The organism is Solidesulfovibrio alcoholivorans DSM 5433 (assembly GCF_000702665.1).
GTDB lineage: Bacteria > Desulfobacterota > Desulfovibrionia > Desulfovibrionales > Desulfovibrionaceae > Solidesulfovibrio > Solidesulfovibrio alcoholivorans.
Genome location: NZ_JNJA01000002.1, coordinates 519,881 through 535,422, shown reverse-complemented (window position 1 = coordinate 535,422; position 15,542 = coordinate 519,881). Strand labels below are relative to the sequence as shown.

Annotated in this window: 14 protein-coding genes; 7 read left to right on the top strand and 7 right to left on the bottom strand. The window is 68.1% G+C overall.

Features of this window, described 5'->3' with window-relative positions; translation table 11 throughout:
* Window positions 1-27 precede the first annotated feature (27 nt).
* From Q368_RS0105655 to pnp, 6 genes are all read left to right on the top strand, one after another.
* Window positions 28-315 carry a DUF503 domain-containing protein gene (locus Q368_RS0105655; protein WP_029458002.1) on the top strand — a complete coding sequence of 96 codons (288 nt, stop codon included), beginning with the start codon at window positions 28-30 and terminating at the stop codon, window positions 313-315.
* Between the two features lie 16 nt (window positions 316-331).
* Entirely contained in the window at window positions 332-667 is a 336-nt protein-coding gene (gene rbfA, locus Q368_RS0105650) for a 30S ribosome-binding factor RbfA (RefSeq protein WP_029458000.1), read from the top strand.
* The gene (locus Q368_RS0105645; protein ID WP_029457998.1) at window positions 648-1,634 is read left to right on the top strand and encodes a DHH family phosphoesterase; all 987 of its coding nucleotides are present in this window, start codon (window positions 648-650) and stop codon (window positions 1,632-1,634) included. The genes rbfA and Q368_RS0105645 overlap by 20 nt, the downstream gene beginning before the upstream one ends.
* Before the next feature lie 34 nt (window positions 1,635-1,668).
* A complete protein-coding gene (gene truB, locus Q368_RS0105640) occupies window positions 1,669-2,664 on the top strand; it encodes a tRNA pseudouridine(55) synthase TruB (RefSeq protein ID WP_029457997.1) in 996 nt (331 codons plus the stop codon).
* A gap of 4 nt (window positions 2,665-2,668) precedes the next feature.
* Window positions 2,669-2,938 carry a 30S ribosomal protein S15 gene (gene rpsO, locus Q368_RS0105635; RefSeq protein WP_029457995.1) on the top strand — a complete coding sequence of 90 codons (270 nt, stop codon included), beginning with the start codon at window positions 2,669-2,671 and terminating at the stop codon, window positions 2,936-2,938.
* Between the two features lie 165 nt (window positions 2,939-3,103).
* Window positions 3,104-5,347, top strand: coding sequence for a polyribonucleotide nucleotidyltransferase (gene pnp / locus Q368_RS0105630; protein ID WP_029457994.1), 2,244 nt, complete (start codon window positions 3,104-3,106; stop codon window positions 5,345-5,347).
* A 54-nt stretch (window positions 5,348-5,401) separates the two neighbouring features.
* Here the strand turns inward: pnp and Q368_RS0105625 are convergent, their stop codons facing one another.
* From Q368_RS0105625 to Q368_RS0105595, 7 genes are all read right to left on the bottom strand, one after another.
* Entirely contained in the window at window positions 5,402-7,447 is a 2,046-nt protein-coding gene (locus Q368_RS0105625) for a hypothetical protein (protein ID WP_029457992.1), read from the bottom strand.
* Window positions 7,448-7,611: 164 nt separating this feature from the next.
* The gene (locus tag Q368_RS0105620; RefSeq protein ID WP_029457991.1) at window positions 7,612-8,361 is read right to left on the bottom strand and encodes a hypothetical protein; all 750 of its coding nucleotides are present in this window, start codon (window positions 8,359-8,361) and stop codon (window positions 7,612-7,614) included.
* A 50-nt stretch (window positions 8,362-8,411) separates the two neighbouring features.
* Window positions 8,412-9,047 (bottom strand): hypothetical protein, encoded by a 636-nt coding sequence (locus Q368_RS0105615; RefSeq protein ID WP_029457990.1) that lies wholly within the window; start codon window positions 9,045-9,047, stop codon window positions 8,412-8,414.
* A 30-nt stretch (window positions 9,048-9,077) separates the two neighbouring features.
* Window positions 9,078-9,920, bottom strand: a complete 843-nt coding sequence (amrB, locus tag Q368_RS0105610; protein WP_029457989.1) for an AmmeMemoRadiSam system protein B — start codon at window positions 9,918-9,920, stop codon at window positions 9,078-9,080.
* A 97-nt stretch (window positions 9,921-10,017) separates the two neighbouring features.
* Window positions 10,018-12,969 carry a tetratricopeptide repeat protein gene (locus tag Q368_RS22965; RefSeq protein WP_245611290.1) on the bottom strand — a complete coding sequence of 984 codons (2,952 nt, stop codon included), beginning with the start codon at window positions 12,967-12,969 and terminating at the stop codon, window positions 10,018-10,020.
* A 76-nt stretch (window positions 12,970-13,045) separates the two neighbouring features.
* A complete protein-coding gene (locus Q368_RS0105600) occupies window positions 13,046-14,056 on the bottom strand; it encodes a sigma-54 interaction domain-containing protein (protein WP_029457988.1) in 1,011 nt (336 codons plus the stop codon).
* A gap of 161 nt (window positions 14,057-14,217) precedes the next feature.
* On the bottom strand, window positions 14,218-14,604 hold the full coding sequence (locus Q368_RS0105595; RefSeq protein WP_029457986.1) for a flagellar basal body rod protein FlgC: 387 nt from the start codon (window positions 14,602-14,604) through the stop codon (window positions 14,218-14,220).
* Between the two features lie 231 nt (window positions 14,605-14,835).
* Between Q368_RS0105595 and Q368_RS0105590 the strand changes: the two genes are divergently transcribed.
* Window positions 14,836-15,486 carry a hypothetical protein gene (locus Q368_RS0105590; RefSeq protein WP_245611289.1) on the top strand — a complete coding sequence of 217 codons (651 nt, stop codon included), beginning with the start codon at window positions 14,836-14,838 and terminating at the stop codon, window positions 15,484-15,486.
* Window positions 15,487-15,542: the final 56 nt, after the last annotated feature.

Sequence of the window (15,542 nt, the reverse complement as noted above, 5' to 3'; positions counted from 1 at the left end):
CCGGCGCTTCGATGAGGACTTCACGACATGGTTGTCGGCGTCCTGACCCTGGAATTCGCCCTGCACGGCAACGATTCGCTCAAGGGGAAACGCCGCGTGGCCCAGAGCCTCAAGATGAAACTGCGCAACAAATTCAACGTGGCCGTGGCCGAAACGGCCATGCAGGAGTCGTGGGACACCCTCGTCCTGGCCGCCGTCACCGTCTCCGCCGACGCCACCCATGCCCGGGGCCTGCTGCAAAAGGCCCTCAACATGGTGATTGCCGCTGCCGAGGCCGAACTCGTGGACGACGACATCGCCATCCTTTCCCTGTGAGGCATTGAGACCCTTCATGAAGCGCACCCCTACGCGCCGTTCGAGCCGCCTGGCCGACCAGATCGCCCGGGAAATGGCCATTGCCCTGTCCGAAGACGTCAAGGACCCCCGTCTGGAACTCGTGACCATAAGCGGCGCGGCCCTCAATGCCGACATGTCCATCGTCAGGATCTATTATACGTTAAGCGGCGACGAGGCCCGCCTCGCTGCGGCGGCCAAGGCCCTGGAGCAGGCCAAGGGTTTTTTGCGTACCCTCCTCGGCCAGCGCCTGCGCATGAAATTCGTGCCGGAACTGCGTTTCGCTCGCGACACGTACCTGGAGGACATGGTCTATGGCCGACCCGAGGCATGAGATCGCCCGGCGCATCCGCCAGGGTCGCTCCTTCGTAGTCGCCGCCCATGCCTCCCCGGACGGCGACGCCCTGGGCGCGACCGCGGCCATGGGCTTCATCCTGGAAGCGCTCGGCAAGTCCTTCAGCCTCTTAAACGACTCCCCGGTGCCGCCGCAGTACGGCTGGCTGGAACTGCCCGCGCCGCTGCTCGATACGCCGCCCGACGACGGCTACGACCTGGCGCTCGTGCTCGACTGCGGTGACGGCCCGCGCCTGGGCAACCTGGAAAGCGTCCTCGATCCCGCGCGCATGGCCGTCATCGACCACCACCTGGGCAACCCCGGTTTCGGCGCGATCAACTGGGTCGATCCGGGGCGTTGCGCCACGGGCGAAATGGTGGCCTTTCTGGCCAAGGACCTGGGCGTGCCCCTGACCGGCCCCCTCGCCCAGGCGCTCTACGCGGCCATGGCCACGGACACGGGATTCTTCAGCTTCGGCGGCACCACGGCCGAGAGCCTGGAGCTTGTGGCGGAGATGATCCGGGGCGGGCTCGACGTGGGTGCCACCGGGGCGCTGATAAAAAACCAGTGGACCATGAACCGGCTGCGCCTGTGGTCCGAGGTTCTGGGGCAGATCGGACTGCGCCATGATGGACAGGTGGGCGTTATCAGGATATCGCAAGCAATGCTCAAGCGTACGGGCACCGGCCCCGAGGACTGCGAGGGGCTGATCAACAACGCCCTGCGCCTGCGCGGCGTGGCCGCCGCCATCCTGGCCCGTGAATTGCCCGAGGGCGGCGTGAAATTTTCCCTGCGATCCGTGGGTGATGTCAACATCCAGTCCGTAGCCGCCTCGTTCGGCGGCGGCGGGCACAAAAACGCCGCCGGCGGCAAGCTCGACGCCCCCCTGGACGCGGCCGGGGACATGCTGGCCGAGGCCGTGGCCCGGGCCGTGGACGCCGCGCGCGGCGCGATGGCGCGGCAGTAACGGCCGCAGCAGATTTTTCAGGTTTCATCCGCTCATGCAAAACCAGAAAGGACGCCATATCCGGCCCGCCCTGCCCCAACTCCACGGCGTGCTGGCGCTCGACAAGCCCTCGGGGCCGACGTCCACGGCCTGCCTCACGGCCATCAAGCGGCTGGGGCAAAAAAAGATAGGCCATGCCGGAACCCTCGATCCCCTGGCCTCGGGCGTGCTGGTGGTGCTCCTCGGCGAAGCCACCAAGATCGCGCCCTATGTGATGGAAGGCGAAAAAGCCTATCTCGGCGAATTGCGCCTGGGCATGACCACGGACACCTACGACATCCAGGGGGCCGTGACGGCCGAAGCGCCCTGGGAACACGTGGGACAGGCCGCGCTGGAAGCGGCCGTGGCCGCCTGGAAGGCCGAGACGGAGCAGGAGGTGCCGCCCTATTCCGCGGCCAAGCACCAGGGACGGCCCCTGTACGAACTGGCCCGCAAGGGCCTGGCCACCCCGGTCAAACGCAAGAAAATTTCCGTCTTCGACGCGCGGCTCGAGCATCTCGCGCTGCCGTCGGCGACGTTCCGGGTCCGGGTCTCCGCCGGCGTCTACATACGCTCCCTGGTCCACAGCCTGGGGAAGCGCCTTGGATGCGGCGCCGTCATGACCGCCCTGACCCGGGAGGCAAGCCGTCCCTTCGAACTGCGGCAGGCGCACGGCCTGGAGGACATCCTGGCCGATCCGCAGAGCCTTCCCGGGCGGGTGATCCCGCTCGAGGCGGCCCTGCCCCACTGGCGGACCGTCGCGCTCGACGCCGACGCCGCCGCCCTGGTGCGCCAGGGCGTGCGCGTGCGCGCCGGGCGCGAGGCCTTCGCCGGGGAAAACGCCCTGCTTTGCGACGAGGACTCCCGGCCCCTGGCCCTGGCCAGGGCCGAGGAAGCGGACGGTGGACACAGGTGGGCCATCCTGCGCGGTCTTTTCGGCGACCCGCAACCGGCCCGGCGCGGCGGACGTACCGTCCCCGAGCGAACTTCCACCCCCAACACTGGAGGATAGCGCTGTGGTTATGACTGCCGAAGACAAGGCAAACGTCATCACGGAACACAAGAAGCACGACGGCGACACCGGCTCCCCCGAGGTGCAGGTCGCCCTGCTGACGGCGCGCATCACGTACCTGACCGGGCATTTCAAGGCTCACCCCAAGGATTACCATTCCCGGACGGGCCTGCTCAAGCTGGTCGGCCAGCGCCGCAAACTTTTAAACTACCTGAAGAAAAAGGACATCCAGCGCTATCGCGACCTGATCGCGAAGCTCGGACTGCGCAAGTAGCGTCAAAAAGCGGGGCCTGTCTTGCGGCAGGCCCCGCTTCCTTCCCGCGCATGCATTATGCGCGCCCGCTCCCGGGACCCGCCGTCCCGGCTGCCGTCGCGCCTGCTGCATGGCGGGAGGGCTGACACCGTTCGTCGTCCATCCCCACTCTTCAGCGAGGTGCCCATGACTCTCACGTTCGATCCCATCCGACTCGAAGCCACCATCGGCGGCAATGCCGTCATCCTTGAAACCGGCCGCCTGGCCAACCAGGCCGACGGGGCCGTCTGGGTCCAGTCCGGCGGCACCGTGGTGCTGGTCACGGCCTGCACGCAGGCCCTGCCCGAGGAGAAAGGCTTTTTCCCCCTCACCGTGGACTACCAGGAAATGTCCTACGCCGCCGGGCGCATCCCGGGCTCCTACTTCCGCCGCGAAATCGGCCGCCCCTCCGAGCGCGAGGTGCTGGTGTGCCGCCTGATCGACCGCCCCTGCCGGCCCCTTTTCCCCAAGGGCTTCCGCGACGAGGTGCAGATCATCGCCACCGTGCTCTCGGCCGACGGCCAGGTGGAGCCCGACGTGCTGGCCCTGACCGCCGCCTCGGCCGCGCTGCACATCTCCAAGATCCCCTTCGAAGGCCCCATCGCCGGCGGCCGCGTGGGCTACGTGGCCGGCCAGTTCGTCTTCAACCCCACCGTGCCCATGATCAAAGCCGAGAGCACCCTCAACCTGACCTTCGCCGCCTCCCGCGACGCCGTGGTCATGGTCGAGGGCGGCGGGCAGTTCGTGTCCGAGGACATGCTGGCCGACGCTCTGGAGTGGGGGCACAAGAACGTGCTGCCCCTGATCGACCTCCAGGAGGAACTGCGCGAAAAGGCCGGCAAGCCGAAGATCGCCTTCGTGCCGCCCGCGCCCATCGAGGAACTGGAAAAGCTGGTCCACGAAAAGGCCGAGGCCGGCCTCAAGGCCGCCTTCGCCATCAAGGACAAGATGCCCCGCCGCGAGGCGCGCAAGGCCGTCAAGCAGGCCGTGATCGAGGCCGTGCTCGCGGCCTTCCCGGACGAGCCCACCTACAAGGCCAAGGCCGGCGACATCCTCGAGGGCATGGAGAAAAAACTCCTGCGCGCGCTCATCAAGGAGACCGGCATCCGCCTGGACGGCCGCGACACCAAGACCGTGCGCCCCATCGGCATCGAGGTGGGCGTGCTGCCGCGCACTCACGGCTCGACCATCTTCGCCCGGGGCGAGACCAAGTCCCTGTGCGTGGCCACGCTCGGGTCCACCGGCGACGAGCAGAAGATCGAAACGCTCAACGGCGAGACCTACAAGCGTTTCATGCTCCACTACAACTTCCCGCCCTACTGCGTGGGCGAGGTCAAGCCCATGCGCGGCCCGTCCCGGCGCGAGATCGGCCACGGCGCGCTCGCCGAGCGCTCCATCCTGCCGGTCCTGCCCGGCCCCGAGGAATTCCCCTTCACCATGCGCGTGGTCTCCCAGGTGATGGAGTCCAACGGCTCCTCGTCCATGGCTTCGGTGTGCGGCGCGTCGCTCGCGCTCATGGACGCCGGCGTCCCGGTCAAGGAAGCCGTGGCCGGCATCGCCATGGGCCTGATCAAGGAGGGCGACGACTTCCTCGTGCTCACGGACATCCTCGGCGACGAGGACGCCATGGGCGACATGGACTTCAAGGTGGCCGGCACCGCCCACGGCGTCACCGGCATCCAGATGGACATCAAGATCACGGGCATCCCCCAGGCCGTCATGCGCCAGGCCCTGAACCAGGCCAAGGAAGCCCGGCTGCACATCCTCGGCCGCATGGCCGAGACGCTTGCCGCGCCGCGGCCCGAACTCTCGCCGCTGGCCCCGCAGCTGGCCGTGGTCAACATCAATCCGGAAAAAATCCGCGAAGTGATCGGACCCGGCGGCAAGAACATCAAGGCCATCACGGCCGACACCGGCGCGTCCATCGACATCGAGGATTCGGGCAAGATCTCCATCTTCGCCCCCACCCTGGAGTCCCTGGAAAAGGCCAAAGAGCGCGTGCTGTTTTACGACCAGCATGCCGATGTCGGGGCCAACTACACGGGCACGGTGAAAAAGATCATCGACTGCGGCGCCATCATCGAGATCCTGCCCGGGCTCGAGGGCCTGTGCCACGTGTCCCAGCTCGACGTCGAGCGTGTGGGCGCGCCCTCCGACGTGGTCAAGCTCGGCCAGCAGATCACGGTCAAGGTGCTCGAGCAGGAGCCCACGGGCCGCATCCGGCTCTCGCGCAAGGCCGTGCTCAACGAGGAGCGCGGCATCCCCTACGACCCGGCCGACTACGCCAAGACCGCAGGTCCGCGCCGTCCCGGCGGCGACCGTGACCGGGGCGACCGGCGTGGCGGCTTTGATCGCGACCGCGGCGGACGCGACCGCGGCGGACGCGACTAGCAACCCGCCTCGACCCAACGAAAAATGAAAGGGCCCCCGCCAGGGGGCCCTTTTTCATTGCACGCAACCGACGCAGACCGTGACGGGAGCCGCGCGCTCGGGCGGCCCCGAAAACGCCCCATCCGGCGCTTGGACCAGGAACGCCTCGACCCGCCAGGGTTCGAGGCCGGGCGGCAACTGCGCCTCGCCGCGCTGGGCCAGCGTCGCGCCGGGGCCTATCGCATGCTCGAGGCGTCCCAACGGGACCTCGGTCCGCCTGCCCTGGCCGTCATAGACGCCGGCCATCAGGAACACCGCGCCCTGGTGGGAGAAATCGCCCAGGCCGTACAGGGAGCTGCCGCCCAGGTTGCGGACAACGGCATCGACCCGGAGTCGACGGCTGCCCGGATCGAACGCGGCCACGGCCCGCACATCGGCCCGGCGCTCGCCTGCCGGCAGGGGTCCCTGGTGACGCCCCTGGGGAATCTCCAGGGCAGCCGGATCGACAGGGCATTGCAGCCGCCCGAGGAAAGCCGAATCCGCGTAGAGCGCCGCCCTGTCCGCACCGGGCCGGTAGAGCGCGGCGGCCACGTTGCGCCAGGCGTCGAGGCTGCCGCAGGTGTCCCTGGCGTAGAAAAGCCCGAGCACGGGCGGCAGCCAGCTCGTGTAGCCGTTGTAGGTGGCCTTGCCCAGGCGCTGCGCTGCGAGCATGGCGTCGACATGCACGGCCCAGTAGCCGGGATCGTCCATGGAAACGGCCGGATCGACGTAGATGACGGCGGCATCGGCCGGGACGCGCGCGGCCAGGGCTGTCACCCGCTCCCGGGCCGGAGCCCAGGCGTGGCTCGGGTAGGCCTGGGGCGCGACATACTGGTCCGTGACGACGAGCCCCAGAAGCGCAACCAGCATCAAGCCCCGGCGCGCCGGCGCAAAGCTGCGCAGGACGCGGTCGAGACAAAGGGCCAGGCAGACGGCAAAACACGGCAGAGCCACCACCGTCACCCGCGTTGTCACACGCAGCGCGGCAAGTCCCGGCACGTGGCGCAACGGGCTGGCCGTCCCCCAGATGTCGAGAAAAAGCACGCAGACCGCTGCCGCCGCCACGGCCAGCGCGCCGGCCAGCGCGCCCTGCCTGTCCGGACGCCGCCACAGCAGAAAGCAGCCGCAGGCCAGTCCGGCCAGGGGAAAAAAGCCCGCAAACAGATGCCCCTCGGAACCGACGCGCGTCAGCCCTTCCAACCAGCCCCAGGCGAAGCTGCCCGGCGGCGGCGCAACCAGCCCTGCAAGGCTCGGCGACAACCCCCTGGTCATCGCCGTCGGCCAGGGCCCCGTTTCCAGACTCTCCATGAAATACGGCTGATAATTGCACGCCAGAAGGAGCAGACAGGCCGCGAGCGTCGCCAAGGACGAGGGGGAGAAACGAAATGCCCGCAGGCCTGCGCCGTACCGCCCCCGGTCGCTTAGCGCTTGCAGGGCGGCGGCCACGACAGCCATCAGCAGGAAGAACACGGCGTAGTAATAAGACGTCAGGGCGAGCAGCGTCGCGCCAAGGGCCAGCATGGCGGCGCGCCCGGCATCGGGCGCGAGCAGGAACCGGCCGAGCAGCCAAAACGCCAGCAGCACGGGATAGAGCAGCAGATACTGCGGATGCATGGCCTGGGCGGCGATAGTCATGCCGCCAACGACGGGATACGCGGCCACGACCGACGCCCCAAGGCTCGCGCCGAAGCCTCGCGCCATCATGATCGCCGCGCTCCAGTTGAGCCCGAAGCACAGAACCAGGAACCAGACCATGGCCTGCTCCGGCGTGGGGGAAAAGCTGCGGACAAGGGCGTAGAGGGGGAGCGCGCCGGCCATGTTGTCGGACAGGGCCAGGGTCCGCGTCATGGGATAATAAAACGGTGCGCTCCAGAACCCCGCCTCATGCCCGGTCAGCCACAGCCAGCCGTGCTCCAGCACGTAGCCGATGAACCGGCTGTCGATGAGATCGCCGGGCAGGCGGGAGCCGTCCGCGCCGAGCAGGGGGACGAGGCTCGTCCACAGGCCGATCAGGCAGGCGGCGGCGACAAAGCCAACAAGGGACGCGTTGCGAGGGACGGAAAGGTGTGGGAGGATGTGCATGGTGGTGTCTCGCGTTTCAGTCGCAGCGAGACGCCCGGACGTTTCATCCGCACCACGCGGGAGGCGAATATATTTTTCCGGGAACGCCGTCCGGACGCCGGCGCAAAAAAATGCCGGCCCCCGGACGCGTCCGGAGGCCGGCGTACAGGTCGCGGCCGCGCCGCCTACCAGGCGGCCTGACTGACGGGCACGATAAAGGTCTGCATGGCGCCGTCCACGCGCAGGACCACGCGCACGGAATGGATGCCGAGGTTGGCCGGGAAGTAGAGGTAGCCGGGTACCAGCGCGCCGGGCGCGATGGGCGAGGGCCGCCAGGCATAGGTGCTCATCTCCTGGTACAGGGAGGCGCGGTACTGCTCCATGGTCGGCCGCTGGGAAAGAGCCGCGCCGCCGATGGCGCCCGCGCCCGCGCCGATGAGCGCTCCAGGGCCCGCGCCCCAGCCGTGGTTGAAGGCCGAGCCGATAAGCGCCCCAAGGCCCGCACCCACGGCCGCACCGGTCAGGCCGCCGACAACCGCCGCTTCGGCGCTTTTCTGATAAGCCGTGGAGGCGAACACCACCTCTGCGGCCTGCTCCATCGAATACGGCGGGTATTCCGCGCCGTTGACGCCGATGCCCCGGCACTCCTGGGCATAGATGACCGGATAGCGGTTCGAGTGGTTGTTAAAAAGCAGGAGGACCGGGTACAGGCCGGCCGCGTAATAGTTGAGCCCCTGTCCCTGCCAAGTGTAGGGGGTGGCTCCGATATCCCATTCGGCCGTGCGCACGGCGCCGGGCAGGACGGAGGGATTTTCCACCGCGCCCATCTGCGGCTGCGGCGGCGTGTAGACCGCGCAGGACGACAGCATTACGGTTGCGAGAACGAGCGCGGCCAAACGGCCGCTTCCGGTGGTCAGGCGGGGCATGCGCTTCATTGTTTCCTCTTTTTCCAAGGCTGCGGCACGGGGCCGAATTGCGGGCGATCCTAACGGCAGAAGCGGATGGAGTCCATAATCTGGCGCAGGGTGGCCCGTGCGGTCTCGAAGTCCTTGTTTTCGCTGGCCGCCATGAAGTTCATGTAGAAGTTCTCGCCGTCGTAGGCCTGCCAGATGATACGTTCGTAATCGTTTTTCTGGGGCGCTTCGGTGATCTCCCAGCCGATGACGCCGCACTTCGTTTTGGGGTTGCCGTCGTCGCGGCGGCGCGCCTCCTGGTACTTCTTGATGGTCACCATTTCCTTGGCCTGCTTGAGCGACGCGTCCACCGACGCCTTGCGCGGGAAGCTCGGCACCATCTGCTCGATGTGGAACTGGAAGGACCACGTCGTGCCGGGCTTCATGAACAGCACGGATTCGCTGCCCGGGTCGCCGTTTTCGAGCTTCCAGCCGGCGGGGACGGTGAACTCGAAATTGCGGGCCGCGTTTTTATAGGTGGTGTCCCTGGCCAGGGTTCCGGCTGCGGCTCCCGGGGCGGCACTCGCGCCCCCGGCAGATGGCGCGGCGGACTTTTTCCCGGCGGTCACGGCGTCGATGCCTTGTTGCAACAGCCCGAACTGGGCCAGCGCGGCGGCGGGGAAACACACGGTAACAAACACGAGTACGGCGGCAAGGCGTTTACGCATACGTCGTCTCCTCTGGTTTGTCGGTTTCCGTCAGCGCACGAGCACTCCGGCGTAGCCCACCACCTGCTCCATGTCGCCCGTGACCTCGCCGGAGGTGGCGTAGGCCGCAAGGAACGCCTCGCGCGCGCCGAGCTCCAGGGCAGTAAAAAGCCCGAGCGCCATGGGCAGCACGCCGCACATGGTGATGCCCTCCCGGCGCACCACCTCGCACAGCCCGCGCGGATCGAGGGCGAGGACGCGGGAGAGCGCCAGGGCGTCCCGGCGCTTGGCCGCTTCATGGGACACGTAGTGGCTCATGTCCGAACTGACCACGATGCCGACGGGTTGCCCGCCGCGGCGCAGCGTCTCGGCCACGGCCTTGCCCACCTCGGCCAATACGGCGGGGTCGGGTTCGGCCACGGCCACGGGCACGATGCGTACGGCGGGGTTTCGGGCAAAAAGAAACGGCAGCACGACCTCGAGCGAATGCTCGCCGAGATGCGCGGCGCGGTCCGCAGTAAGGCGCGGCGCGGCTTCGAGCAGTTCCTTGGCGAGCGCCTCCGCCACCGGCACCGTCGCACCCGGAATCTCCCAGGCCCCGCCCGGCCATACGGCCAGACGCGCGCCAAGGCCGGTGTGGTTGGGGCCAAGCAGCAGCAGCGTGTCCGGGAGCTCGGCCGCGCCGAGCGTCCGGCCGGCCACCCCGCCGGAAAACACGTAGCCGGCGTGGGGAACCATGCACAACAGCGCCGGGCCGGCCAGTTCGGGGTCGGCCCCGGCGAGGTAGCCCGCGACGTCGCGCGCCAGGGCCTTGGCCGAGCCGGGATAGAACCGGCCGGCCACGACCGGGGCGCGGACGAGGGCGGGATCGGGGGAACGGGCATCGCGCGTCACGGCAGCGTCTCCTTGCCGGCCCGGGGAAGGACAAGGGGCCAGCATGCGGACTGTAGCCCGCTTCGGGGCGCGTTGACAAGACGGCGCGCCACGCGCGCTACTGCGGCTGGGTCAGGGCGTTGAGGCGGCTTTCCAGGCCGTTCGTGGCCAGGTCCGAGGCGGCCATGCGGCCGTAGAGGGAATCGGGGGCGGCGTCGCGCATGGCGACCAGCGTCTTGCGCCAGCCGTCCATGTCGCCCATGGCGCGCAGGATGGCGGCCTCGCGCAGGCGGTTGGACGCCCAGTCGTCGTCGCCCTCCTTGCACATGTCCGCGTACTCCCGGGCCCATTTGAGGGCCTTGGGGAACTGCCCCTGCGCCCGGGTGGATTCGACGAGGATGTTGAGCGCGGCCTTGCGCTTGTCCGGGTCCTGCCCGGACTCCTTGAACATGAAGGCGGCCTCGCCGGCATAGAGTTCGGCCTTGGCGAAGTCCTTTTGCGCCATGGACGCGCGGGCCATGAAGTACATGGCGTAGCAGCGCTTGCCCGACTCCAGGGCCTGGTCCCCGGCGAGCTTGCGCCAGATGGTCATGGCCCGGTCCGATTCGCCGAGGTTCTCGAGCGCCTGGGCCACGACGTATTCCAGGCGGCGGCGCTGGGTCGCGCCGAACTTCCAGGATTGCACCTTGCGCGCCAGTTCCACCACGTCGCGCCAGGAACGCTCGTCCTCGTAGATGCCCATGGCCATGGTCAGGGCCATCATGCCGTTGTCGTTCTCGCGCGGGCCGATGTAGGGCAGGGCCTCGGCCAGGGCGTCGCGGGTCTTGCCCGTGCGCAGATAGGCCAGGGCCAGCCCCAGGCGGGTCTGGTCCGAAAGCATGCCCCTGTTGGCGGCGAGGATCGGGTTGTCGCGGTAGGCGGCCACGAGCCGCGCGTAGTCCTTGTGGGCGATGAGGTCGCCGGCCATCTTCTCGAAGGCCGCGATCGCCACTTCCTCGGCCTTGGGCGCGAGCTCGCTTTTGGGATAGCGCTCCAGGTAGCGCGCCGCCGCCTTGAGGCTGTCGGGATAGTTCTGGCGGTAGAGCAGCCACATGGCCAGCTTGATCTGCGCCAGCGGAGCCAGGGGGCTGTTGGGGTGGTCGCGGATGATGCCCTCGTAGATGTCCTCGGGGCTGCCGTAGGCCGGCTTGTCGAACAGCGAGAACATCTCGGAGATGGTCGGCTGGTCGTGGACGCCCTGCTCGGCCAGGCGCATCTTGGCAATCAGCCCGCCCTCGGCGTCGGGGTAGTCCTTGACGGCCATGTTGTAGAAATCCACGGCCGCCGGCCGGTTGCCGAGCTTGGCGTAGATGTCGCCCAGGCGCGAAAGGACGAGGTCCTCGTCCTTGACCTTGGGCGTCATGTTGTAAAAGAGCATGTAGTCGTCGCGGGCCTTTTTCATGTCGCCGTTCTTGAAGGCGATGTCGCCCTCGATGCGCAGGATTTGCGGAAATTCCACATAGTAGCGCGGCCAGCGCTTGTTGATGTAGTCGGCGATCTGGGCCGCTTCCTTGTAACGCCCCAGGCGGACCAGGGTCTTGGCCAGACCCATCGCGCCTTCGCGCACGTACTTGCTCTCGGGGAACTTCTCGATGAGCGTCTGGTACTCCTCGGCCGCCTTCTTGAAATCGCCGCGATCGAAATAGTATTCGCCCCAGTAAAAGTTGATCAGCGGCACGTTGGCGTCCGAAGGGTATTTCTTGCGCAACACATTGAAATAGCCCTTGGCCTCGGGGATGTTGCCGGCACGCAAGTTGAGCATGCCGAGGTGCAGCATGGCCTCGGGCACGCGGAAGGAATCGGTGTTGGCGTTGACCGCCTCGAGCAGCGCGCCCTGGATCTCGTCGTAATGCGCGGCCGGCTCTTCCCGATACTTGTCGAGCAGCGTCGCGGCCAGGGAATGCAGCGTCTCCTCGCGCACGTCCTTGGACAGGTCGGACTTCTTTTTCAGGTCCGACATCATGGTGATGGCCGCGTCGTAGTTGCCGGCCAACTTTTCGGCCTGGGCGGCGACGAGGGTGTTGGCGTCGTGGTCCTCTTCCTTGGGCGGCGGGATGGCGTCCTCGGGCTTTTTCGTCGGGGCCTCGGCCACGGCCGCGGGCTTGGCGTCCGCGCCGGCCGCAGGAGCCGCTGCGGCGGCAGGCGCAGCCGCAGGCGGCGGGGTCACGGCCCCGCGCGCCTCGCCGGCGGCGGCCACGGCCGGCGGAATCGGCGGCAATTTGACGCGGTACTCCCCTGCCCCGCTGCCGCCCTGGGCGACGACGGGCATGTCGCCGCCCACGGATGGCGCGCGCGCCGACGGCGGGGTCAGCGGCTCCATGCCGGTGGGACGCAGGGTCGGGGATTTCTCGGGCGAAACGTGCATGGCCGTGGCCCGCAACGAATAGGGCACGGCGTAAAACGGTTCTTTGGCATCCCCGGCCTTTTGCGCGCCAGGCGCCGCCCCGGCAGGCGCGGCCGGTGCGGCGCCGCCCTGGCCGAGCGACGACGGCAGCGGTGGCAGTTCCAGGGGGCCGGGCTTGTTGTTGGGCGGCGTGACAGGGAGCTTGAGGGCGGCGGCGGGCTGTTGCGCCGGCGTTTCGTCCCGGGGTGGATAGGTGGTCTGCGCGTTTTGCGCGTCGGCCGGCGGCCGCCAGTTGGCCCCGGCGGGATCGCGGTAGACTTGCACCTTGAGCTCCCGCTCGCCCTGCGGCCAGCCGACGAAGCCGAACGCGTCGGTTTTCAGACGCACGACCAGGGTGTCGCCGGCAAGGCGCACGCCCTCGATGAACTGGGAAGCGCCGAAGTCCACGCCTTCGGGCTTGTCTTCGGGGGTCAGCGTGCCCGGAGGAAAGGCCAGACTGATCTCGGCCGGGCCGGTGCGGCTGACCAGGGGATAGATGCCGGGCTTGGCGAACTGGAGCAGGAGCGAATCCGTGTCCGGCCGGCTGACCGTGGACAGGGTCAGGGCAAGGACCCCGCCTGCCGGGAGCAGGACGGCCAGGGCCGTCAGGAGGAGAAGCCGGAAGCCGGCGGACAGGGAGTGGCTCACGCCGCGTCCTCATGCAAGGAACATGCTCGACTTGCCTGGGGCAGGCGAAAACATGCGGGGAGGAAGCCTCCGGCGGTCATTCGCCGGCCAGGTTGCGTTTCTTGAGCTTCTCGATGAGCGTGGTGCGCTTGATGCCGAGCAGTTCCGCGGCCTGGTTCTTGACGCCCGAGGCCCGCTCCAGGGCTTCGAGCAGGAGCTTTTCCTCGAGCGTGTCCAAAAATTCCTTGAGCCCCATGGACCTCTCCTCGAGGTCGGTCAGCCGCGGCCAGCGGAATCCCGCCGGCGCGGCGACGACCGACGGCGGCGGGGCCACGCCCGCGTTGTCCAGGATCTTGCGCGGCAGGTCGGAAAGTTGGATCTGGTCGTGCTCGCACAGGATGGAGAGACGCTCCATGAAGTTTTCGAGCTCGCGTACGTTGCCCGGCCAGGGATAGCGCAGGATCAGGTCCTGGGCGTCCGGGGCGAAACGCAGGGTTTCGCGGTTTTTCTGACGGCAGAAGCGGCGCAGGAAATGGTCGGACAAAAGGAGAATGTCCTCGCCCCGCTCGCGCAGGGGGGGCAGGTGCAGCGGAATGACGTTTAAGCGGTAATAGAGGTCTTCGCGAAACCGGCCGGCCCGGACCTCTTCCTCGAGGTCGCGGTTGGTGGCGGCCACTATGCGCACATCGGCCTTGAGCGTCTTGTCGCCGCCGACGCGCTCGAATTCCTTTTCCTGGAGCGCGCGCAGGATCTTGACCTGCAGGCTCAGGTCCATCTCGCCGATTTCGTCGAGAAAGATGGTGCCGCCCTCGGCCAGCTCGAACCGCCCCTGGCGGGTGCGCACGGCCGAGGTGAACGCGCCCTTCTCGTGGCCGAACAGTTCCGATTCGAGCAGCTCGCGGGGGATGGCCCCGCAGTTGACGGGCACGAAGGGCTTGCCGGCCCGGCGGCTGTTGGCGTGCAGCGCGCGCACGAGCAGTTCCTTGCCCGTGCCGGATTCGCCCGTGACGAGCACCGTGCTGTCCGTGGGCGCGACCTTGGCCAGCACGCGCAGGACTTCGCCGAGACAAGGGCTCTCCCCCACCATGCCGGAAACGATCAGTTCCATCTGGCCTCCGGAAAAATGCCGCGTTCCTGGCGGCTTCCTTCAAGCTCTATAGCCGGTGACGGGGGTTGTCAATTTCCTGACGCAATTGTCACGCAAAAAGATACGGCGACGGGCGGCCGCAGGGAAAAAGGCGCATGCGCGCGAGAAGACGGCGCAGGGCGCTAGACGCGCAGGTCGAGCAGGGTGCCGGCCATGTCGTCGGCGGTGCGGATGACGGCGACGTTGGCTTCAAAGGCGCGTGAAGCCTCGACCATGTTCACGGTCTGGCGCGCGAGGTCCACATTGCTCATTTCCGACAGCCCCGCACTGGGCTCGTACACACCGGCCGCGTTGAAACCGCTGACCATGGCGGGGTTGAGCCCGCCCGCGGAATCGTCGCTGCGGATGCCAGCCACCTGGACGCCCTGGCCGTCGGGCCCCGTGGTCAGCTGCGCTTCCTGGGACTTGTAGCCGTCGGTGTCGGCGTTGGCCACGTTGTTGGCCGTTGCGGCCATGGATGTGGACAGGGCGCCAAGCGCCGACTGCGCGCTCGATATGGCGTCGGTCATGGCCCCCCCTCCTTGGTAGACCATTTCAGGACACCTTCGAGGATAATGCAGGACGGGCCGCCGGGCAAGGCCGTAGCCCGCGCCGTGGGGGATTTTCCACGCGCTCCCGGCCCGGTTGAGGCGGCGGGGCCGCCGTGCTACGGTCATGCCCGCGAGATGCAGGAACATTTTTGGGGGCACCCCTGGGGCTTGCGCCTGCCAGGGCGTATCCCCTGTCGCAAGGAGCTTTCGTTGCCCGACACGTACCGACACGGCAGGGCCCGCGCCCTGCCGGACGCCGCGCCGCGCCGCACGCGCCCGGCGCGACTGCGCCCGACAAGGCTCCTTGCGCCCCTGCTGGCCCTGGCGCTGGCCCTGGCCGGCGGCTGCAACGAAAAGCCTCTGCAACGCTACGTCGATTCCCGCTACCTGTTCAGCTTCGTGCCGCCGCGCGGTTGGGAGGTCACGGCCGAGACCACGCCCGCGTGCCTGACTTCGGTGACGGCGCGCAAGGGGGAGTGCGCATTTTACGTGTGCGTCAGCGAAAAGCCCGAGGACTTCCTGCCCACGAGTTCGGATTTCGCCAACGTCGAGCTGGTCAAGGACTACGTGGCGAACACGCTCAAGGGCTACAACATCCGCTGCCGGCCGATGCTGCTCCAGGGCCGGCAGGCCTACGACGCCATCTACCTGCGCAACGTGGCCGACGAAAAGGGCGTGGTGCGGCTGCAGCTCGTGCGCCAGACCTTCCTGGCCCGGGGCCGGCTGCTCTACACGCTGACGAGCTACGTCTTCGGGCGCTCGGAAGAGGAGCTCAAGGAAGCGGCCATGCCCTGCGACGCGGACATCCTGCGCTCGCAAGGAACCTTTTTCCTGCACCAGCCGCCGCGAAACGGCGACTGACCGGCCCTGCGCCGTCTTCCGCCCAAGGGCGGCGAAGACGTGACCGGCATTGTTCC